The organism is Paenibacillus timonensis, assembly GCF_022427145.1.
In the GTDB taxonomy this organism is placed as follows: domain Bacteria; phylum Bacillota; class Bacilli; order Paenibacillales; family Paenibacillaceae; genus Fontibacillus; species Fontibacillus timonensis.
Genome location: NZ_JAKSXN010000033.1, coordinates 34,462 through 55,731, shown reverse-complemented (window position 1 = coordinate 55,731; position 21,270 = coordinate 34,462). Strand labels below are relative to the sequence as shown.

Annotated in this window: 16 protein-coding genes; all 16 read right to left on the bottom strand. The window is 53.8% G+C overall.

All coding sequences use genetic code 11. From position 1 onward, the window contains the following. Positions 1–128: 128 nt before the first annotated feature. The 16 genes from MJ257_RS14345 to pflB all read right to left on the bottom strand — a co-directional run bounded on the left by MJ257_RS14345 (position 129) and on the right by pflB (position 21,189). The gene (locus MJ257_RS14345) at positions 129–842 is read right to left on the bottom strand and encodes a cytochrome c biogenesis CcdA family protein (protein ID WP_178022801.1); all 714 of its coding nucleotides are present in this window, start codon (positions 840–842) and stop codon (positions 129–131) included. Between the two features lie 26 nt (positions 843–868). Then, positions 869–1,672: a metal ABC transporter permease gene (locus tag MJ257_RS14340; RefSeq protein WP_240269877.1), complete on the bottom strand. Its 804-nt coding sequence runs from the start codon at positions 1,670–1,672 to the stop codon at positions 869–871. Positions 1,673–1,724: 52 nt separating this feature from the next. Then, complete coding sequence (locus tag MJ257_RS14335; protein ID WP_178022803.1) at positions 1,725–2,486, bottom strand: metal ABC transporter ATP-binding protein; 762 nt, start codon at positions 2,484–2,486, stop codon at positions 1,725–1,727. 36 nt (positions 2,487–2,522) lie between these two features. Next, a complete protein-coding gene (locus MJ257_RS14330; protein ID WP_240269876.1) occupies positions 2,523–3,509 on the bottom strand; it encodes a metal ABC transporter solute-binding protein, Zn/Mn family in 987 nt (328 codons plus the stop codon). Between the two features lie 182 nt (positions 3,510–3,691). Beyond that, positions 3,692–5,716: a methionine--tRNA ligase gene (gene metG, locus MJ257_RS14325; RefSeq protein WP_270407219.1), complete on the bottom strand. Its 2,025-nt coding sequence runs from the start codon at positions 5,714–5,716 to the stop codon at positions 3,692–3,694. 504 nt (positions 5,717–6,220) lie between these two features. Then, positions 6,221–6,502, bottom strand: coding sequence for a membrane protein insertion efficiency factor YidD (gene yidD, locus MJ257_RS14320; protein WP_240269874.1), 282 nt, complete (start codon positions 6,500–6,502; stop codon positions 6,221–6,223). 1 nt (position 6,503) lies between these two features. Continuing rightward, a complete protein-coding gene (locus MJ257_RS14315) occupies positions 6,504–6,965 on the bottom strand; it encodes a Fur family transcriptional regulator (RefSeq protein ID WP_240269873.1) in 462 nt (153 codons plus the stop codon). A 170-nt stretch (positions 6,966–7,135) separates the two neighbouring features. Continuing rightward, a complete protein-coding gene (locus MJ257_RS14310) occupies positions 7,136–9,328 on the bottom strand; it encodes a stalk domain-containing protein (RefSeq protein WP_240269872.1) in 2,193 nt (730 codons plus the stop codon). A gap of 209 nt (positions 9,329–9,537) precedes the next feature. Then, positions 9,538–11,145, bottom strand: a complete 1,608-nt coding sequence (gene nagZ / locus MJ257_RS14305) for a beta-N-acetylhexosaminidase (RefSeq protein ID WP_240269871.1) — start codon at positions 11,143–11,145, stop codon at positions 9,538–9,540. A 47-nt stretch (positions 11,146–11,192) separates the two neighbouring features. Next, positions 11,193–12,800, bottom strand: a complete 1,608-nt coding sequence (locus MJ257_RS24815) for a response regulator (protein WP_270406078.1) — start codon at positions 12,798–12,800, stop codon at positions 11,193–11,195. Continuing rightward, positions 12,797–14,620, bottom strand: coding sequence for a cache domain-containing sensor histidine kinase (locus MJ257_RS14290; protein WP_240269870.1), 1,824 nt, complete (start codon positions 14,618–14,620; stop codon positions 12,797–12,799). The genes MJ257_RS24815 and MJ257_RS14290 overlap by 4 nt, the downstream gene beginning before the upstream one ends. Before the next feature lie 51 nt (positions 14,621–14,671). Next, complete coding sequence (locus MJ257_RS14285; RefSeq protein ID WP_240269869.1) at positions 14,672–15,499, bottom strand: carbohydrate ABC transporter permease; 828 nt, start codon at positions 15,497–15,499, stop codon at positions 14,672–14,674. Next, on the bottom strand, positions 15,499–16,383 hold the full coding sequence (locus tag MJ257_RS14280; protein WP_240269868.1) for a carbohydrate ABC transporter permease: 885 nt from the start codon (positions 16,381–16,383) through the stop codon (positions 15,499–15,501). The genes MJ257_RS14285 and MJ257_RS14280 overlap by 1 nt, the downstream gene beginning before the upstream one ends. A gap of 87 nt (positions 16,384–16,470) precedes the next feature. After that, complete coding sequence (locus MJ257_RS14275; RefSeq protein WP_240269867.1) at positions 16,471–17,862, bottom strand: ABC transporter substrate-binding protein; 1,392 nt, start codon at positions 17,860–17,862, stop codon at positions 16,471–16,473. 208 nt (positions 17,863–18,070) lie between these two features. Then, positions 18,071–18,811, bottom strand: coding sequence for a pyruvate formate-lyase-activating protein (gene pflA / locus MJ257_RS14270; protein WP_240269866.1), 741 nt, complete (start codon positions 18,809–18,811; stop codon positions 18,071–18,073). 116 nt (positions 18,812–18,927) lie between these two features. Further along, positions 18,928–21,189, bottom strand: coding sequence for a formate C-acetyltransferase (pflB, locus tag MJ257_RS14265; RefSeq protein ID WP_240269865.1), 2,262 nt, complete (start codon positions 21,187–21,189; stop codon positions 18,928–18,930). Positions 21,190–21,270: the final 81 nt, after the last annotated feature.

Here is a 21,270-nt window from a genome sequence, read left to right as displayed (position 1 = left end):
TCGATTCCCTCTTTTCCATGAGTTGACGCGGACAAACATGTACGCAGGTTAACATTACTCTGTTAATGATACATGTTCTGATTGTCCGTTGGCAAGTGCAAGGCGGCACACTTTCCTTGTGTCCCCTCCTAGAACTTCAGCCATTCGGGCGTGATTTGCTGCAGCCAAATCGTGATTTGGGCCATGCGGTTCGTAAACAGCAGCCCCCCCATCAGCAGCATCAAGGCACCCCCGATTTTCATCATGATCGCGGAATACCGGAGAATCCATTTGGTCGAGCCGATAAAAAAGGCCAGCGCGAAAAAGGGCAACGCGAATCCAAGCGTATAGGCGGTGATGAGTCCGATCCAGGTTCCCGGCTCCGTCACGGCCAATGCGATAATCGCCGCCAGGATCGGGCCGACGCAAGGCGACCAGCCCGCCGAGAAGCCGATGCCGAAGATAAACGAACCGACATAACCGGCCGGTTTGAACTTCAAGTCCATTTTCCGTTCCTTCAGCAAGAACTGCGGCTGGAAAATTCCCATCAAAAACAAGCCCATTAAAATGATCAAAATAGCGGACAATTGCCGGATTAATCCGCGATATTGATTAAAAAATTCGCCGAACAAACCGGCGCCGAAGCCCAGCGTGTAGAAGACCACGGAGAAGCCGAGGATAAACGCCAGCGTATGCGTCATCGTCCGGAACCGGACGTCGCGTTTGCTTTGCTCCGTCTTCAATTGCTGCACGGACATCCCGGTGATATACGACAAATAAGACGGATATAACGGCAAGCAGCAGGGTGAAATAAAGGAAGCAACCCCCGCGCCAAAGGCGATCCCAAGATGGATATCGGCCATAAGAACCCCCTATGTACCCTTGCGGGCTAGGTGGAAAATCCCCGTTTGCCCAGCAAAGTTAGTATCAGCATGCAGATCAGCAGCAGTACGATCGTGGCGCCTGGCGCCAGATTCCAGATGCCCGCCACGATCAGTCCCGCCACAACCGCGATTTCGGCAATGATGACGGAAAAGATAACGGAGGATTTAAAGCTTCGGGCGATCAGCAGGCTGCAGGCGGCCGGAATCGTCAGCAGGGCCGAGACCAGCAAAGCGCCGACGATTTTGATGGCCGTACTGATTACCAGCGCCGTCATGACCGTCAGCAGCAAGTTCAGCAGCTTGACCGGAAGGCCGCTCACTGAAGCGGCATCCTCCTCAAAGGTCAGCAGGAAGAACTCCTTGAAAAAGGCGGCCACGACGATAACCACCACCAAGGTGACGCCAAACGCCACGTACAAATCCGTCGTATCCAGCGTATAGATGCTGCCGAACAGATAGCTGACCACATCCGTATTGTAACCCATCCCCAACGTGAAGAACAGGGATGCTAATGCAACGCCGCCGGACATGATGATGGCAATCGACAGCTCGGCGTAGCCTTTATATGCTTTGCGCAGCTTCTCAATCGCAAACGAGGCGACGACGGCAAAAGCCAATCCGACGCCAACGGGATATACGCCGATCAAAAAACCTAAGGCCACCCCGGCGATAGTAACATGCGCCAAGGTATCTCCGATCATCGATAAGCGGCGCAGCACCAGAAAGATCCCGATCAGCGGTGCCGTGAGCCCGATTAGCAGACCTCCAGCCAGCGCTCTTTGAAAAAAATCAGCGGATAATATCTCCAAAATAAACCACTCCTAAAAGTTTTGCGAAGCAAAACGGCTTCGAAAGCGCAGGCTAAACCAACGAATGCTGCAGATCCGGGATCGCGCAGTCCTGCTCGTGCGAGTGGCGCACGTAAAATTTGATCGCCCCGCAATGCTCGCGAGGTTCCTGGCCCAGCTTCCCTTCAATCATGCCGATATCATGGGAGACCATCAGAAATGTCATATGATGGTGGGCATGCATATGAAAGATGAGTTCAAAGAAGTCGGCTTGCGTCTGGGCGTCGATCCCCACCGTCGGTTCGTCCAAAACGAGCAGATCGGGTTTGTTCACGAGCGCGCGTGCCAAAAATACCCGCTGCTGCTGACCGCCTGAAAGCTGGCCGATTCGTTTATCCTGGATTTCGCTGATCCGCATCACTTCCAGCGCATCGTCGCATTTGCGCTGTTCCTCGCGGCCGATGCGGCGGAACAGCTTCTTGTTGTTATAAAGGCCGGACAACACGACTTCGCGAACCGTAGCCGGAAACAGCGGGTTAAACGCGTTCTTCTGCGGCACGTAGCCGATCCGCTCCCAATCGCGGAAGCGCCGGATCGGCTCGCCGAACAAGCGGATTTGTCCCTCCGTTGGCTGCAGCAAACCTACCATCATCCGCAGCAGCGTCGTTTTCCCCGCGCCATTGGAACCGATCACTCCGACGAAATCCCGCTCGCGCACCCTAAAGCTGAAGTCGGAGATGACTTTCTGCTCCTGGTACGAGAAGGAGACGTGGTCGAGCTCGATTACACTATCATGACAAACGGCATCCAGTGCCGGTTTTGCGTCGGTATTCATTTATTTTGCGTCCTTCCGGTACATATAGTTTTCTTTTTATTGTAGAGCTTGGATCAGATTTTGCAAATTTTTCTCCATCAACGTAAAGTAATTGTCCCCGGCTTGCTCTTGGCTTTTCGTCAAACCTTCCACCGGATTCAGCACCAGCGTCTCCACCCCGGCCTCGGAAGCTAGCGTTTTAGCTAGTTTATCCGATACGAGCTCTTCGAAGAAAATATAACGGATCCCTTCTTCCTTCACCAGCTTCGACAACGCCACCAGATCCTGGGCCCGCGGCTCGGCTTCCGGCGAAAGGCCCATGATCGCATGTTGGGTTAACCCATAATCCCGGCACAGATAACCAAAGGCCTGATGGGACACGACGATCTCTTGGTTCGGAAGCGCGGATAATTGTTCGGTAAACTTGGCGTCCAGCGCCTGCAGTTGGCCTAGCAGCTGCTGATACCGGGCTTCATAGGCCGCCTGGTGTTTCGGATCTACATCGATATAGCTGTTCTTGATGTTCTCGGCCATCACGATCGCGGATTTCGGGCTTACCCAGGTGTGCGGATCGACGTGATGATCGGCCGTCTCCCCTTCATGATCCCCATTCGTCTCCGTCTCTTCGCCATGCCCATGACCGTCGTCGCCTTCCGCTTCGATCAAATCGATGCCCTGGCTAACCTCCACGGTTTCGACTTTGGCATCGCCGCCCAAGCCTTTCAGAAAGTTCGGGACCCACCCCTCCAGCCCCGCGCCGTTATACAAAAACAACTGAGCTTTGGATGCATTCAGAATATCCTGGCTGCGCGGCGTCCAATCATGCGGCTCGACGCCTGTCGGCAGCAGATTGATGACGTTCGCTTCTTCGCCGCCGATCGCCTTGGCGAATTCATAAATCGGATAAAAGCTGGTGATGACGTTCACCTTGCCTTCCACGATCGTTGCGCCGCCCGTATTCTTTCCGCAACCCGATAAAACCAACATAACGGTAAGTACTCCCGCCGCGATGACAAGACCCCGCTTGAATCTATGTATAAACATCAATAACTCCCTCTCTTAATCGTAATGATTACCAACAAGGATTATAGGGCCTTTCTAGAACGATTGTCAACCTCTATTATTCTTCCTATATTTCGGTTCAACAAACAAAACCGCCAAGGGAGAGTCCCCTGACGGTAGGTGCAGACGGCATCTGAGCCGCGACGTGTATTCTGATCAATCGCTTATTTCACGATAGCGCCGTTCGGCATCGTATCCGGCACCGTCGCCAGCGTCAACTGGTCGCCTTGCGAGGCGGCCAGGATCATCCCTTGCGACAACTCGCCACGCAGCTTCACCGGCTTCAGGTTGGTGACGCAAATGACCTTGCGTCCGACCAGCTCCTCCGGCTTGTAAAACTTGGCGATGCCGGATACAACCTGGCGTTGCTCGTAACCAAGATCCAGTTGTAGCTTCAGCAGCTTGTCGGCCTTCGGTACCGGCTCGCAAGCCAGTACCTGCGCCACGCGCAGCTCCACCTTGGCGAAATCATCGATGCCGATTTCGTCCTTCGGCTCCGGCTGTTCCGCCATCGGTGCCGGCGTTGACGCCGCAGCCGGGGCTGCAGCATCAGCTGCCGGTGCTCCTCCGCTCATCGAGTTCGAAATGAACTCGATTTCCTGCTCCGCGTCGAGCCGCGGGAAAATCGGCTCGCCTTTGACGAGCTTCGTTCCGGCCGGGATCCGGCCAAACGTCTTGGTGCTCTCCCAGGTCGTGAGCTCCCCGGGAGCGATCCCGAGCTGCGCCCAAATCTTCACCGGCGCCTGCGTCAGGAACGGCTGCAGCAGAATCGATGCGATCCGCAGCGACTCGGCCAAATGCGCCATCACCGAAGCGAGCTCACTTTTCTTCGCTTCGTCTTTGGCCAGCACCCAAGGCTGCGTCTCGTCGATGTACTTGTTCGTGCGGCTGATGAACGCCCCGATATGGGTCAGCGCCACGGAGAATTCCATGTTCTCCATCACGTCTTCCACTTTGCGAACCGTGTCCAACGCCGCTTGCTCCAGCTCGGCGTCAAACGCCGTGGCGTTCGGCTGATAAGCCGGCACTTCGCCGCCAAAATACTTCTCAACCATCGCCACCGTGCGGTTCAACAGGTTGCCCAGGTCATTGGCGAGATCGGAATTGACCCGCTGCACGAAGCTTTCCGGCGTAAACGAACCGTCCGAGCCGAACGGCACCTCACGCAGCAAATAGTAACGGGTAGCGTCAAGCCCATAGCGGTCGATCAGCATATTGGGATCCACAACGTTGCCTTTCGATTTGGACATTTTGCCGCCTTTCATCAACAGCCAGCCGTGACCGAACACCTTCTTCGGCAGCGGCAGCCCCAACGCCATCAGCATAATCGGCCAATAGATTGTGTGGAAGCGGACGATCTCCTTACCAACCAGATGTACATCTGCCGGCCAATAGCGCTCATACAGCTCCGGATGGTCCATGCCGTAACCCAGCGCTGTGATGTAGTTGGACAAAGCATCGATCCATACGTACACGACGTGCTTCGGATCGCCTTTCACCTTCACGCCCCAGTCGAACGTCGTCCGGGACACGGCCAAATCTTCCAGGCCTGGCTTGATGAAATTGTTGATCATTTCATTTTTGCGCGACTCCGGCTGGATGAACTCCGGGTTCTCCTCATAATACTTCAGCAAACGATCCACGTAGTGGCTCATCCGGAAGAAATAACACTCTTCCTTCACCAACTCCACCGCATGGCCGCTCTCCGGGCTTTTCCCGCCGATCACTTCGCCTTTGTCGTTGCGGACTACGTCCACCAGCTGCGATTCCGTATAATACGTCTCGTCAGGGATGCTGTACCAGCCTTCGTATTCCCCTTTGTATATGTCGCCTTGCTTCAGCAAACGGTCGAAAATCTCTTCTACAACCACCTTATGCCGCGGTTCCGTCGTGCGGATAAAGTCGTCGTAGGAAATGTCCAGCTTCTCCCACAACTGCTTGATCCCCGCCACGATGCCGTCCACGAACTGCTGCGGGGTTTGGCCTTTTTCCTTCGCTTTCTGCTCAATCTTCTGCCCGTGCTCATCGGTCCCCGTCAAATAGCGGACATCAAAACCGCGCAGACGTTTGTAGCGCGCCATGGCATCCCCGGCCACCGTCGTGTAGGCATGGCCGATATGCAGCTTATCGCTGGGATAATAGATCGGCGTCGTAATGTAGAACGTTGGTTTGGACATGGTCCTCTTCATCTCCTTTAGAAGTTGCTCCAAAAATCATCTTTCCACCAATTGCAAATACAACAAAAAAACTCCCGCCCCATCATGGGGCGAGAGAGTTCTCACGCGTTACCACCCAAATTCCCCGTACCTTCGCAGGCTACAGGCTCCATTGGTCGAAACCGACCGTCCGTTAACGCCGGACCGCACGCCGTTCCCTCACCATCGCATCGTGATAAACGTATGCCGCTTGGCTCGAAAACGGTTCCTCCCGGACCATATTCCAAAGACGCTCCAGACCGGTTTGCAGCTCCCCCGGCTCTCTGTGGCTGGATCTTATCCCTGTACTCATCCGTTCACTGGAAACTATAGAGGTTGTTCAAAAAATCAACTTTCGATCACGAAGCAGTTCAAGAAGTAAACTCGGCGTCGAATTTTGAATTCAACCGGGCCTTCCGTAGCTTCATTCCATTTTATATTAAAAAAATTTCCAAACCGTGTCAAGCCGCATCGGAGGCGGTTATTCCCCTGATGCGCTCAGGCTTGTCCGCCGTTCAGCGGCGGCGTTCCTTGCTCGCCCCCGCGTTTCTTCTCCGCCTTAGGCGGAACCGGGTCATATCCGCCCGGATGGAACGGTTGGCATTTGACGATCCGTTTGGCCGCCAGCCACGACCCTTTCAGCGGGCCATGCACCTCGATCGCCTCCAAGGCGTAAGCCGAACAGGTCGGATAGAATCGGCAGGTCGGCGGCTTAAGAGGTGAAATAAACTTGCGATAGACATGGATCGGCGCCTGGAATGTTTTGCGAACCACGCCCATATTAGGACACCTCGTTGGTATCCGGCACGGCATCCTGCGGCTTGCCGTCCGGCCGGCAGTTTTTACAATACCCGAAAACCTCGAATTTATGTTTCACGACCTGGAACTGCTCCGGCGCGTCCGTCAGCGGCATCGGGCAGAAATGGATCGGATACGTCTTCTCACATTGCAGGCAGATCATATGATGGTGATGATGCCCTTCGCTGCTGCAGCTGGCTCTGAACTTTAAGCCGTCTTCAAATACGACCTGCTCCAGCACGCCCAGCTCCTCCATGACCCGGAGATTACGGTATACGGTATCAAAGCTAAGGCCGCTGTACTCCTTGCCCATATATTCATAGACATCCTTCGGGGTCAAATAACCGTCCCGCTGGGCGAACAGCTTGGCCAAGCTTTTGCGTTGGTCGGTAATCCGCAGCCCCCGGCTGGACATCACTTTAATAATTTCCTCGGTCGACAGCATGTGACATTCCTCCCGTCTAAACCTTCCTCCATGCGTCTTCTCTAATAATGCCCCAAATCAAAAGCTCCGTCAATGAGCTCGGATTCGCAAGACACGCAAGGCCTAGAGGCAACAAGTGTCTAGTTAATCAAAAAGGCACGGCGCCTCAGCGCCGTGCCTTTGCCTACCTCTTATTCGCTTTTCTTCTCCGGCATCTGCTGGAACAGCAGGTTGACGGACAAGTTACTGCCCGGAGCAGCCGTGAAAATCAGATCCACGGTTTGCTCGCGCTCGCCGGTGCGGAACAGCACGGCGTTCTCGTTCGGCGCGCTGATTCCTCCGACATTCGGCAAACCAACGATATCCCCGTTGACCATCACGGATCCCGAATAGTTCCCGCCGCGCGGGTTAAATGTGATAAGCGTGTTTGGCGCGACGCGGTACAGCTTAATCCGGTACAAGACGCCGAAGTTGCCGGCATTCATGCGGTATTCCCCTGTCGGGCCGTCGTATCCGATCAGGAACGGGTCGCTGGAGTTGTCGCCGATCAGCAACCGGGACGGCGTATTGCCGATCAGATCGGTCACTTCGATATTGCGGTTGGCCTCCATGTAGGTGCCGCGGTTATGAATATCAGGTGTTAAAGCACTCAGATAAGGCAAAGTGTTAAACGGATCCTGATCCACCATAATAACCGTATAATTCAACGTATGATCGCTGTACAAGTCCGCAAACAACGAAATGACATCCCCTTGCTTCATCGCGGTCGCGCTGAGCTCGTTCAGAATGATCTTGCTTTCCCCCGGAGCAAACCACGTATCCTTGTATTTGCTGCCGGTTTGCATCGATTCGTAATACCGTTGCACCGAAGCTTTCCCCGCCGCGGTTGCATAAGTGCTTGGTCCGCCAAAGCCCAGGTTGCTTTGCGTCAGACGTGTCGTTTCGCCATTGTTGTTCGTGGCGATCACGTACATTTTGACCGGTTTCCCCGTGGCATTGGCATGGTGAATCATGAAGCGCGTATTCCCGATCGCCGCTTCCTTATACACGATCCCTTTGGAATAGACCGTTTCCGGGCTATTGCTGCGGATCAACGTCACCGCTTCGGAAGTGAATGCGTATTTGAGCCGTTCCCAGCTCGGGACTTGCGTGCCGTCGAACGTATATTTTTCACCGACCGGCATGAACAGCTTATTGAATTCATCCTGCGTGTACAGAGTTTCGTTCGTGATCGTAATCGTCTTCTCCACGGTCGAATACAAACCGAATTTATTGACGACCTTCAGGCGGATCGTCATTTGCCCCGGCGTAAAGAACGCGAGTTGCTTGTTTTCCCAAATTCGCTCGGTGATGCCCACTTCGTCCGTACTGAGGTCGGTGTAAGTGATCATTTCACCCATTTTATAGGTGTCTTTGTCCGTCGTAAAATTCGCCACCGGCGGCGTATGCGGCTTGCTGACATGAATCGTCAGCGTATACGGATTACTCCACTGGCCGCTGGAATCCTGAACCCGGTAGGTAACGGTGTAATCCCCCGGCGTCATGAACATATCCTGGCGCCCGATCCATTCCTCGTTCACGATGGGAAGTCCAATTGGCGAGGAAGCACTGGTTACATACTGAACCTGCGTTTCGCCCGCGACCACTTCCTTGTTGCCGATCGTAAAAGATGCCGTCGGCAGCGTGGTCAAATTGACGATGACCCGTTTGCCTACCGAATCATAGGAATACGTGATATTTAAGGCCTTCGTGATCGCCGTCAACGGGACCATGAAGTTGTTTTTGACGGAATAGGATTTCCCCCGCATGGTTTGCGTCACGCCGTTGACCTTGTAGTAGGTCGTATTCACCTTGAACCGAAGCTCGTCGCTGCCCCGCTTGATGATCGTTTCCTTGGTTTTATTGTCAAAAGACAGCTGGAATCCTGCACGTTCCACGATCGCCCGGATCGATATGTAAGATACGCCGTCCTTCACTTCCATCGGATAACCGGCAAGGTATTCTTTCCCGTTCTGGTACATTTTCTTGCTGTTCACCATCAAGATCAATTGGCCGGAGTTGCCTTGGTTTTGCGCGCCTTGATCTGCCGGCGGCGTTACCGGGCTGGTTGGCGGTGCCGATTCATCACCGGTTTCCGTTCCTTCCTGATTCTCTCCCGGAACCGTTCCCCCCGTTCCATCGTTCGTTCCTGGATCCATGGACGTATCGCCCGGCTGCGCTGGATCGGTTGGATTGGTTAATGTCCCGTTATCCGCCGGTTGCTGGGTCACGGTCGACGGATCTACGCCGTTTCCTTGTCCCATCTCCTCCGCGCTGGCCGGAAGCACCATGGCAATTTGCGATGCTGCCAACATCGTGGTGATCAACAATCTCTTTAAATTCATGCCTAAACTCCCTTTACTCTCCCATTTTGTATAGCTCCTCTTTACTCACAATGTATTAAACGCAAGTAAAAACGAAAAGTTGCTGACACGAACAACAATAAATTGGAAAATGCAGTCGGATGCTGCCGCATTTTCCTTTATTTTTTTGACAAATCCCCGCAAAAAACGCCCGGAAATCACTCCCGGGCGTTGCCGTAAAGATCTTCTGTTTAAACTGCATCCAAGTTGACGGGCAAGACCCCCTGCGGCTCCAGTTCGCCGACCAGGACCTTGGCCGCCGCATCCAACGAAAACGGACGGTTCTCATACAAGCAGAGATACGTCTCGATCTCCGGAAACGCGTTCAAGTCGTAGGGGTTGCGGGTAGACACAACGATCAGCCGTTTGCCCGGGAGCTTCTGAAGCTGCCGTACCAACGATTGCTGGCCTTCGGGGATGCCTCCTTCCGCCGTGTAGGTCGTCACAACGATCTGGTCGAACTCTTTGCTTCGTTCCATCACCGTGGTTATCTCCTCATCGCTTGGCTGGGTGCCGATTACCGCTGAAGCCACCTGGCCATGAAGCGGCCGCAAGGCTTCCGCCAGCGTATACTGATGGACTGCCGGCTCGTCGACTTCCGTACGGTGCCGCAGCTCCGGCCACACGACCAGCACCGGCTGCTCGCTCTCGAGCGGCAGGCTGCCCGCGCCCTTCACGAGCGTCACGCTGCGCTCCGCCGCCCGCCGCAACAGCGCGCCGCTCTCCGCCTCCGGCGTCAGCGGCCCAGCCGCCGCGGTCGCGGCGGTCACCGCCTGCAACGCGCTGCCGATCCGCTTCGCCTTGAGCGCCAGAATGCGCTCCAACGAGCGGTCGATCCGCGCTTCGCTGATCCGGCCGCTCCGCACCGCTTCGGCCACCCGCTCGATCGCCGCGCGTTGGTCGGCCAGCGTATGGCTCACGAGCACCAGGTCCGCGCCGGCTTCGATCGCCTGCACCGCCCCTTCGGCGATGCCGTAGTGCCCCGCAATGGCCTGCATCTCCAGGCAATCGGTGACGATCAGCCCGCCGAAGCCCAACTCTTCGCGTAGCAAGCCAGTCAGCACGCGACGTGATAACGTCGCTGGGATCCCTTCCGGCTCGAACGCCGGGAAGATCACATGCGCCGTCATAATCGCATCGACGCCTGCCGCAATCGCTTCGCGGAACGGCGCCAGCTCGACCTGGTGCAGCCGTTCCTTCCCGTGCGGGACGCTCGCCAAGCCGCGATGGGAGTCCACCGCCGTATCCCCGTGGCCGGGAAAATGCTTGGCCGTCGCGATCACGCCTTGGCTTTGGTAGCCGCGTACCGCCGCGGCCCCCTGCACGGCCACCCGTTCCGGACGTTCCCCGAACGAACGCACGCCGATCACGGGATTCGCCGGATTGTTGTTGACGTCGACGCATGGCGCAAAGTTGAAGTTGATGCCTAACTGCAGCATCTCCTTCGCCGCCAGCCTGGCCACTTCCTCCGTCAACGCCGGATCGTCTGCCGCCCCAAGCGCCATATTGCCGGGAATGCGGCTCATCCCTTCATGATCCAGCCGAGCCACCATGCCGCCCTCCTGATCGATCGAAACGAATAGCGGAAGCTCCGGCTTGCTGCGAGGCAACCCTTGCAAACTCCGCGATAATTCGGCGAGCTGCTCCACCGAGGCGATATTGCGCCGGAAATAGACTACGCCGCCTACATGATAACGCTCCACCAACGTCCGAATCTGTTCGTCCGGCACCAAGCTATGAAAACCGCAAATAAACAGCTGCCCGATCTTCTCCTCCAACGTCCATGCCTTCAAATCCACGAGCCGTCCCCCTCTTCGTAAAAGCGTAAATCGTACTTCAATCAGTTCTAAGATACGTTTGACTCCTTCTGCCGGAAATCCGACGGCGTCATGCCGGTATACTTCTGAAAGACCTTGGTGAAATAACGCCGTTCCTGATAACCGATGGAGGTCCCGATCTGCGCGATCGATCGTTCGCTGCTGCGCAGCAGGCATTTGGCCATCTCCATCCGCTGTTTCGTTAAATACTCCACGAACGTTTCGCCAAAATGGTTTTTGAAGAGCAGGCAGAAGTAACTGCTGCTGATGCCGAGATAGTCGGCGATATCCTCGATCCCGAAATCATGGCCAAGATGGTTCTGGATATAATTTTGCGCGGACATCATCAACAGCTCCGTGGACTTCTTCGCCGAGAGGCAACTGCGCGATTGTTCGATCAGCGAGACGATCAGCGACAGCAGCTCCTTCAGGCTCATGGGCTCTCGCAGCCGCTGCCATAACGCCTCTTCCTGTTCCCGCGGCAGCATTTGCAACTCGCGCATCTCGCGCAGCAGATGGATGAATAGGTAATGCATCAATTTCTCCGCCGCACCGGCCCGCTGTTCATCCAAGCAGCCGATGTACGATTTCAATTCCCCGGCGATGCGGTCCAAGACCTCTTGGCTTCCGTTGCGCAATCCAGTTCCTAACTGTTCGATCCAGCCCCATTGCAGCTCCACGGCGTCGCTCCCCGGGCGGGAATCGTCCGTCGGAGTAGCGTCGGCGATGACGAACCCTTCTGGTACCGAACCTAGAATCAACCGATGTTGCAAACGATGGTACAAATCCGATAATTCCTGCAAACAATGGGGCTGTGCGGTCATGCACATGCGTACCGGCAGTTCCTCCTTGCTGCGGATCAACTGCCGGATACGTTCGAATCCCGGCATCAGCGCCTCTTCGCCGGCCAGCCGATCCGTTTCGGAGGATGGGAACACCAGACACCATTCGCCCTCGCGAATCTGCAGCACAGTCAAGCCGGACAGCACCTTGCCGAATACGTCTTTTAGTGCATGCTTAATGTGGAGGTTCCAAGCTTTCCGTTCATGCAGCGTCCAAATGATCGAACGATGCGAATATCCTTCCAAATCCAAGAGAAGCATGGCGTAACGACGATGCTCCGGACTGCCGTCCTCGTCGTCCCATAACAGCCCTTCTCCCTCTGCCTCCTGACCAAGCAAGGAATGCAATAAAAAGTTTTCATTGGCCAGGTCGACCACCTGATTCAGCCGTTGCTCCTTGTTCAGGTTTTTGCGCTTCTCGCGGATTTGTTTGGTGACGCCGCGAACCGTCTCCTCCAACTCGAAATAATTGATCGGCTTGCAAATGTAATCCTTTACTCCAAAGCGGATTGCAGTTCGAGCATACTCAAATTCCTGATACCCGGTCAACAGCAAGATTTCGCAGGGAATCTCCCGTTCCCGGACTTCCCGCAGCAATTGGATGCCGTCCATCACCGGCATGCGGATATCGCTTAAGATCAAGTCGGGACGATGCATGGAGGCCATCTCTAACGCTTCCTTGCCGTTCTTGGCCAACAAGACGTTTTCGAATCCCATTTCTTCCCAAGGCAATACCTTCGACAAGTTCGTGAGAATATGAATTTCATCGTCAACCAGCAACGCTTTTAATCTCATACGTTATCACCCGCCCCATATCTTGGTATCACGCACTGAATCGTCGTCCCGTGCCCGGGCTGCGAACAAATGAACAACCCATACCGGGTCCCGTATTGGAACCTCAACCGGTCATAAACGCTGCGGAGTCCCAGGCCCCGGCGTTCATGATTCGGGTACGGCGCCAAGGAACGGTATGCCGGATCGTCCAAATCCGCGTATTGGATACTCGCCAGTTGCTCGTTCGTCATCCCAATTCCGTTATCTTCAATCCTTAGCAGGATGCGGTCTTGTTCCATTCTCCCCGTGACCGTGATCCTGCCTTTATAATCGATCCCCTCAAACCCGTGCTGGATGCTGTTCTCCACCAGCGGCTGCAGCGTCAATTTCAGCAGCAGGCAACCCATCATTTCGTCCGGAATCTCGATCGCGTATTCGAACAGCTCATCGAACCGGAATTTTTGAATTTCCAAATAACTGCGCAGATGCTCGATTTCCAAGCTCAGCTTGATTTCTTCTTTATCTTGGATGCTGATCCGCAAAATGCTGGCCAGACGAAGCACCATTTCGCTGACCTTGCGCCCTTCGTTCTGAACGGCCAGCACGTTGATCGATTCCAGCGTATTAAACAGGAAATGCGGCTTAATCTGGGCCTGAAGAACGCGCAGCTCGGCGTTGGCCTTCTGCAACTGTTCCCGTTTGACTTGCTCGAACAGCTCATTGATTTTATCCATCTGATTGTTGAAGCCCTTTTGCAGCAGGAGCAGCTCGTCATCGCCTTTCTCGTCCACGCGCGCGTTCAGGTCGCCGCTCTCGACCTTGCGCATGAATCTCACGATCACGCCGATCGTTCCCGTAATCCGGTTCATAAAGAGCAAGTTAAACAACATCGCCGTCAATACGCATACGCAGATAATCGCGACAAACCATTTCGCAAAAGTCGTGACCTCCTGCGACAAATAACTCCACGAGGTGACCGATACGAGACTCCACGGGTAATCCTGCAATTTGTAAATCGAGATGACGCTCTCTTTCTCGTTAAATTTGCCTTTAAAGCTCCGGTACCCCTCGCCCAGCTCCCAGTCCTTCGGCAGGTATGCCCCGATTTGCTGACCGTCCAACTCGGATTGATAATCATACAAAATCAGGCCCTTGTCGTTGACCAGCATGAACCGGGTATCCCGCATCTCGCTGCCCAGCTTCAAGTTCTGGAAAATCTTCTCGAACTCCCAGTTCTTGATCTGCACGACCAGTACGCCGACCCGCTCCAGATTGCTAAGCTCCTTAATCAGGCGGATTTGCGTAAACACGTTGTCCGATCCGGTCAATTCCGGATATTCGTGCGGAGCGATCCATTTGGGTTGGCCGTTGAGGGCCATCACTTCGTTATATAAAGGATGCTCCTTGAATTTCTCGTAGGGCAGCGTCTCAAAATTTTCCTTATTGAAAATGGCGATGACATTGGATTTCCGGCCTCCGTGAATGTTGTACAAAAAAGCGTAGTCGATGGCCGGGTGACTGTATAGCAAGGAACGGAAATTTCGCTGATTGGCGTTCAGCTCCAGTTGGGTGGTGGCCGTCAAATCCTGGGCGTCCGGGTCCTTGGCCGATAAAGCGGCTTGGAATACCCCTTTGGCGATGCCGTTATCCGTGACGTTGTCCATTTCCTGGAAGACGTTCTTGATGCTGTAGCCGATCGCCTTCAGCGAATATTCCGCCTGCTGGCTGTATTTCTTCTCGATCGAGTTAAACGTGACCAGAAACGTAATAATGCCAAGCACAAACAAAGGAATAATGACCAAACTCAAAAAAGCGGTAAACAGCTTGATGCGTAAATTCATCGGCGGCAGCTCCCAATTGGCAAGACTAACCTTATTTTAACACGCCTCCGTCTATCCTTTAACGCTGCCGGCCGTAACGCCTTCAATTATTTTTTCCTGGAGCACCGCATAGATGATCATGACCGGCAACACGCTGAACACGATGCCTGCCGACATCTGCGCATAGTTCGTGTTGTAAGCGTCGCGGAAGCCGACCATGCCTACCGGGAGCGTACGCAGTTCTTCGCTGGACAGAAAATAGTTCGCCAGCAAAAATTCGTTCCAGTTGCCGAGAAAATTGATGATGAACACCGTTACGATCGCCGGTACCGTCAGCGGCAGCATGACTTTGAAGAACATCCCGGCCGAGCTCAGGCCATCCATGACGGCGGCTTCCTCGATTTCCCCGGGGATGGAGCGCATAAACGCCGCCAGAATGATGACCGAAAACGGGATGGCGTTGGCGACATATGGCAAAATCAAGGCCATATGCGTGTCAAGTACGTTCAGGTTGCGCATCATGCCGTAGATCGGCAGCAGCAGCGAGTTGTTCGGGATCAACATCCCCAGCAGGATCAACTGGAATACGATCGCGCTGATCCGGTTGTACCGCATGCGCGTGACGGCAAACGCCAGCATCGCTGCAAACAGGATGGAAAGACAAGCCGACAAGACGCCGATGTACAAGCTATTAAAGAAATACGTGCTGATCTTGGCGTTAACCCAAGCATTAACGTAGTTCTCGAAAATGATCGACGACGGCAGTCCAAACGGATTGGACGCGATCGCCTGGTTATCGGTTTTGACCGAAGAGAACAACACGAACAGAAACGGATACAAAATGAGGAGCAGATAAGCCATCAGAAACAGATGCGGGATCGTCTTTTTCAGCACTCTCATCAGTATTCAATCCTTTCTGTGCGTCGAACCACGAGGATCTGGTACAAGGCGGTGATGATAATTGTAAACGCAAAAATGAGCACGGCGATGGCATTGCCGAATCCATGGCGGAAGCTGGTGATCGCGTAGCGGATCATATAGGTCGCCATGACGTCCGTCGACCCGGCCGGCCCCCCCTTGGTCATAACCAGCACGATATCGGCCGCTTTCATGGCACCGGCTACCGACAGCATGACTACGACGCTAATAATGGGCATGATCAACGGGATCGTGATTTTGATCGCCCGTTGGATGCCGTTCGCCCCGTCGATCGCCGCAGCTTCGTCAAGTTCGCGCGGAATCGCCAGAATCGCCGCTAACACCATGACGATATAGAACCCCGTCCACTGCCAGGCATTCGTAATCAGGATGGAGATCATAGCCCAATTCTTGTCGGACAGCCAATACACCGGGGAAATACCGAACACCCCAAGCACTTGGTTCATCAGCCCGAAATCGGGATTATAGATGAAGCCCCACAAAATGCCGATGACGGCGGTCGACATAATCGAAGGCATAAAGACGGCCGTCTTGTACAATCCTTTGAGCTTCTTAACGTTTGCGATCAATAAGGAGAAAAAAACGATCAGCGGGACTTGGATCAGGCAGGAAAACAAAATGAAATAGACGTTGTTCCGCACCGATTTCCAAAACGCCTGGTCCTCGAAAGCCATCACGTAATTATCCAATCCGATGTAGGTCATATGCTTGGAAATGCCGTTCCAGCTGGTAAAGCTGTTGTTGATGGCCGTAAAGATCGGATAGATGAAAAAGGCAAGAAACAAGATCAATGCCGGGAGAACAAACAAACCATAAATCAGAGGACTTCTGAGCGCTTTGTTCATGCCAATACCTCCGTAGTTGGAAGCAAGGGCGTCCCCAGAACCGCTGCCGGCGGGTGACGCCCTTGCTCGATGATCAAACCTTAACGATTATTCCGCTGCGGCATTAGCCGCATCTTGCGCCGCCTGCACATTTTCCAGCATCTTCGCCGGTTCGATTTCGCCGCCGATGATTTGTTGGATGCCCATGCTAAGCGCCGTGTTGACTTCCGCTTGCACCAGGGCGTCGAACGCCGGGAAGGAAGTGCCGATTTCGCTCACCGCTTTGAAAATATCCTGCATCAGCGCATCATCGGACGCCGTTTTCATCTGTTCCAGATCCATCTTCATGGCCGGCAGCACGCCGTCTTCCTTCAGGCCGCGCAATTGCATTTCATCCGTCCACATGTTCTTGATGAACTCCTTGACAGCCGCAAGCTTGCGCGGATCTTCAGCGACGGCGCTGGAGAAGCCGTAGCCGTTGTTGGCGTCCTGCATCACGACGACCGGATCTCCTGCATTCACCGGAGGCATGTTGAAGAACCCGATTTTGCCGACCATATCGCCGGCTTGAGCCGGATCACGGAAGACGGAGTTGGCCCAGGAGCCGTCCATCATCATGATCGCTTCGCCCGTAATGACTTGGTTTCTCATATCCGCGTATTCGAAACCAAGCTCGCCTTTTTTGTAGTACCCCTTTTTCACCCATTCCTGATGTTTGGCGATCGCTTTGACCATATTCTCGTCGGTCCATTTCGTCGTCCCTGTTTTGAATCCGTAAGTGATTTCCGGTCCGGCATAATACGACCACAGGTTGTTGGTCGTCATCAACGGGATCCAGGCATCCTTAGAGGACTGGGCAAACGGAATCTTTCCGTCCGCCTTGATTTTCTCGGCGATTTGCTCCAGTTCCGCAAGCGTCTTCGGTACCGTCAATCCCTTGGACTCGAAATATTCTTTATTGTAGAAGTAACCTTCGATCGAGCCTCCGATCGGCAGGCCGTACACTTTGCCGTCAAGGGTAAACGGATCCAGCGTCGTAAATTTATCTTTAATGCCCAATTCCTCGATGATCGGCGTCAAGTCCAGCATCAAGCCTTCCTTGGCGTACAGCTGAGCGTCCGGACTACCGAATACGTCAAATACTTCCGGCGGTTTGCCGGCAGCCATTTCGCCGCGCAGCTTCTCTTTGCGGTTCACTTCGGAGTCGACCGCATCCAGCTTGATGGTTAAGCCCGGTACGGCGGCTTCCGTTTGTTTGACGACGTCTTCAAGCATCGCCAGGCGGAACTTCTTGGAATCCCCGACCTGCGTGTGGCGGATCGTAATTTCAAACGGATCGTCATTCTTTTCCGTTTCCGTCCCCGCATTCGACGTCCCCTGGCTTTCGTTCGCCGGGGCAGGGGCAGCATTCTTCCCGTTGTTGCCGGAATTGCCGCAGCCCGCAAGCAGCGCGGATGCGATAAACACAAGAGACAGCAGCAGCATCAAACTCTTCCTCATGTTTTATAGACCCTCCTCAAACTCGTTTATGTGATACACCCTCATTATAGAAAGCGCCACCACCTTTGATAAGGAGGACATTTTTCTATTAAGGGGATAATATCATCTAAATCGCAAAATGAAAACGGTTAAACCTAACATGTATCGAAAGGTTTAACCGTTTGAGGTTGGATTGTTTAATTTACGTGTAAGGTATTCTTACGTAGAGTTAAGATTTAGCTGCCGTTTGCTGCTCTCCTTCATGAATCAACCGGTATGCTCGCTCGATCTCTTCATCCGTCGGGGAAGGTACGCCTTCGAGCGGGTAAGCCCAACCGAGTTCCTGCCATTTGTAAATGCCCATCTGGTGGTAAGGGAGGATTTCGAACTTCTCGACGCCTTGCAGGCTGCCGATAAAACGCCCAAGCTCAAGCAAATCCTGTTCATCACCGTGAATGCCGGGAACGTAAACGTGGCGAATCCACATTTTCCGGCCATGGTCGGACAACCAGCGGGCTATCTTTAACATCCGATCATTCGGCTTGCCGGTCAGCTTGATGTGCTTCTCATTGTCGATATGCTTCAAATCGAGCAGCACCAAATCGGTGACGTCCAGCAAGTCGCGAATCTTGTCCCCTTCGTTGTAGCCGTTCGTATCCAGCGTCGTATGAAGGTTCCAGCGTTTCTTCGCTTCCCGGAACAATTCGGTAACGAACGGTGCCTGCAGCGTGGCTTCCCCGCCGGATACCGTCAGTCCGCCGCCCGAGGAGCGATAATAACTCAGGTACGGCTCGATTTCGGCGAGCACTTCATCCACGGTCATTTCCTTGCCTTCCGTCAAGCTCCAGGTGTCCGGGTTATGGCAATACTGGCACTGCAGCAAGCAGCCCTGCATAAAGAGGACGAAACGAATCCCCGGTCCATCTACCGTTCCGAAAGTCTCCAATGAATGTATGCGACCTTTAAGCATCTTCGTCACCCTTTCCATGTTAAGCCGGCGATAAAAGAATGGGGAGAAAGGCGATATGGCCTAACTCCCCAATCTATCGTTCAGCTTCAATTATTGCTGCCTGTCAGCAGTAAGTGTTACATTTTGCCGTGGAACGTACGGTTGATGACATCCAACTGTTGCTCACGAGTCAACTTGATGAAGTTCACCGCATAACCCGATACGCGGATCGTCAGCTGCGGATATTGTTCCGGATGATCCATTGCGTCAAGCAGCGTCTCACGGTCAAATACGTTAACGTTCAGGTGATGCGCGTTGCTGCCGAAGTAACCGCCCATCATCGAAGCGAGGTTCGAGATCCGGCTTTCTTCGTCTTTGCCCAGCGCCTTAGGTACGATCGAGAAGGTGTTCGAGATGCCGTCCAAGCTGTGCTCGTAAGGCAGTTTCGCTACCGAGCTCAGGGAAGCCAAGGCACCTTTCTTATCGCGGCCGTGCATTGGGTTCGCACCAGGTGCGAACGGTTCGCCGGCTTTACGTCCGTCAGGCGTTGTACCTGTTTTCTTACCATATACAACGTTCGAGGTAATTGTCAAGATCGATTGCGTTGGCAATGCGTTCCGGTAAGTTTGGTGTTTGCGAATCATACTCATGAACGTTTCTACCAGATTCACGGCAATTTGGTCAACACGGTCGTCGTTGTTGCCGTAGCAAGGGAATTCGCCTTCGATAACGAAGTCAACGGCGATGCCATTCTCGTTGCGAACCGGTTTAACCTTCGCGTATTTGATGGCGCTGAGCGAGTCGGCCACAACCGACAGACCGGCGATACCGCAAGCCATCGTACGCAGGATGTCACGATCATGAAGCGCCATTTCGATCCGTTCGTAAGCGTATTTGTCATGCATGTAGTGAATGACGTTCAGCGTATTGATATACAATTTGGCCAGCCATTCCATCATCGGAGTGAAGCGTTTCATCACTTCGTCGTAATCCAGATATTCGGAGGTGATCGCCGGATATTCCGGACCTACTTGCGTGCCGTATCTTTCGTCTTTGCCGCCGTTGATTGCGTACAGCAAGCATTTGGCCAGGTTCGCACGGGCGCCGAAGAATTGCATTTGCTTCCCGATTCTCATCGCGGATACGCAGCAAGCGATACCGTAGTCGTCACCGTAGATCGGACGCATCAGGTCGTCGTTCTCGTATTGAATCGAGCTGGTCTCGATCGATACCTTCGCGCAATATTTCTTGAACGCATCCGGCAATTTATCCGACCACAGCACCGTCAGGTTAGGTTCTGGAGCAGCTCCCAGGTTGTAGAGCGTGTGCAGGAAGCGGAAGCTGTTCTTCGTGACGCGGGTTACGCCTTGCACGGACATCCCGCCGATCGATTCGGTTACCCATGTCGGGTCGCCGCTGTACAGTTCGTTATATTCCGGAGTTCTCAGGAATTTCACGATCCGCAGCTTCATGACGAAGTGGTCGACCAATTCTTGAGCCGCTTCTTCCGTCAATGTGCCTTCAGCCAAGTCGCGTTCGATGTAAGCGTCCAGGAACGAAGATACGCGGCCAAGGGACATTGCAGCGCCATCTTGTTCTTTAACAGCTGCGAGGTATCCGAAATACAGCCATTGGAAAGCTTCTTTCGCATTGTTTGCCGGTCTGGCGATGTCGAATCCGTACATTTGACCCAGTTGCTTCAACTCGCCCAAAGCGCGGATTTGCTCGGACAACTCTTCGCGTTGGCGGATGATTTCTTCGCTCATCACATCGACGTCCAGCTCGTCAAGCTCTTGTTTCTTTTGGTTGATCAGGAAATCCACGCCGTACAGAGCTACGCGGCGGTAGTCGCCGATGATGCGGCCGCGGCCGTAAGCATCCGGCAAACCGGTGATAATCCCGGTATGGCGGGCATTTCTCATTTCTGCTGTATAGGCATCGAATACGCCTTGGTTATGTGTTTTGCGAACGTTCGTGTACAGATCCACGATTTCTTCCGGAAGCTCGAAGCCGTAGGCTTTGCAAGCGGTAATGACCATCCGGATGCCGCCGTTAGGACGGATCGTGCGTTGGAAAGGCGCGGAACCTTGTACACCAACAATTTGTTCTTTGTTTTTGTCCAGATATCCAGGAGCATGAGAAGTAATGGTCGATGGCGTGTTTACGTCAACATCCAGTACGCCGCCTGCTTCTCTTTCTTTCTTGGACAGGCTCGATACGATTTCCCACAGGGCTTTCGTGTTCGCTGTCGCGCCTTTCAAGAAAGATTCGTTGCCGAGGTAAGGCGTGATGTTCGTATCGATGAAATCCTTGGTGTTAACCTCATTCATCCACTTGCCTGGTTTGAAGCCTCTCCATGCGCTTTGCACGTCTTGTACTTCTTTTTCGATCACCGACATCTTTATTCCCTCCATTTATATAGTGGTCGCGGTTTGAAGGATATATCCCGCGCCTCATGATCCCTAAAATTTGTGATACTT

Coding starts and splice junctions, on each gene's coding strand:
- MJ257_RS14345 (WP_178022801.1), bottom strand. CDS start 842: ATGGCCGATATCCATCTTGGGATCGCCTTTGGCGCGGGGGTTGCTTCC.
- MJ257_RS14335 (WP_178022803.1), bottom strand. CDS start 2,486: ATGAATACCGACGCAAAACCGGCACTGGATGCCGTTTGTCATGATAGT.
- MJ257_RS14330 (WP_240269876.1), bottom strand. CDS start 3,509: ATGTTTATACATAGATTCAAGCGGGGTCTTGTCATCGCGGCGGGAGTA.
- metG (WP_270407219.1), bottom strand. CDS start 5,716: ATGAAGAGGACCATGTCCAAACCAACGTTCTACATTACGACGCCGATC.
- yidD (WP_240269874.1), bottom strand. CDS start 6,502: ATGGGCGTGGTTCGCAAAACATTCCAGGCGCCGATCCATGTCTATCGC.
- MJ257_RS14315 (WP_240269873.1), bottom strand. CDS start 6,965: ATGCTGTCGACCGAGGAAATTATTAAAGTGATGTCCAGCCGGGGGCTG.
- MJ257_RS14310 (WP_240269872.1), bottom strand. CDS start 9,328: ATGAATTTAAAGAGATTGTTGATCACCACGATGTTGGCAGCATCGCAA.
- MJ257_RS24815 (WP_270406078.1), bottom strand. CDS start 12,800: ATGAGATTAAAAGCGTTGCTGGTTGACGATGAAATTCATATTCTCACG.
- MJ257_RS14290 (WP_240269870.1), bottom strand. CDS start 14,620: ATGAATTTACGCATCAAGCTGTTTACCGCTTTTTTGAGTTTGGTCATT.
- MJ257_RS14285 (WP_240269869.1), bottom strand. CDS start 15,499: ATGAGAGTGCTGAAAAAGACGATCCCGCATCTGTTTCTGATGGCTTAT.
- MJ257_RS14280 (WP_240269868.1), bottom strand. CDS start 16,383: ATGAACAAAGCGCTCAGAAGTCCTCTGATTTATGGTTTGTTTGTTCTC.
- MJ257_RS14275 (WP_240269867.1), bottom strand. CDS start 17,862: ATGAGGAAGAGTTTGATGCTGCTGCTGTCTCTTGTGTTTATCGCATCC.
- pflA (WP_240269866.1), bottom strand. CDS start 18,811: ATGCTTAAAGGTCGCATACATTCATTGGAGACTTTCGGAACGGTAGAT.
- pflB (WP_240269865.1), bottom strand. CDS start 21,189: ATGTCGGTGATCGAAAAAGAAGTACAAGACGTGCAAAGCGCATGGAGA.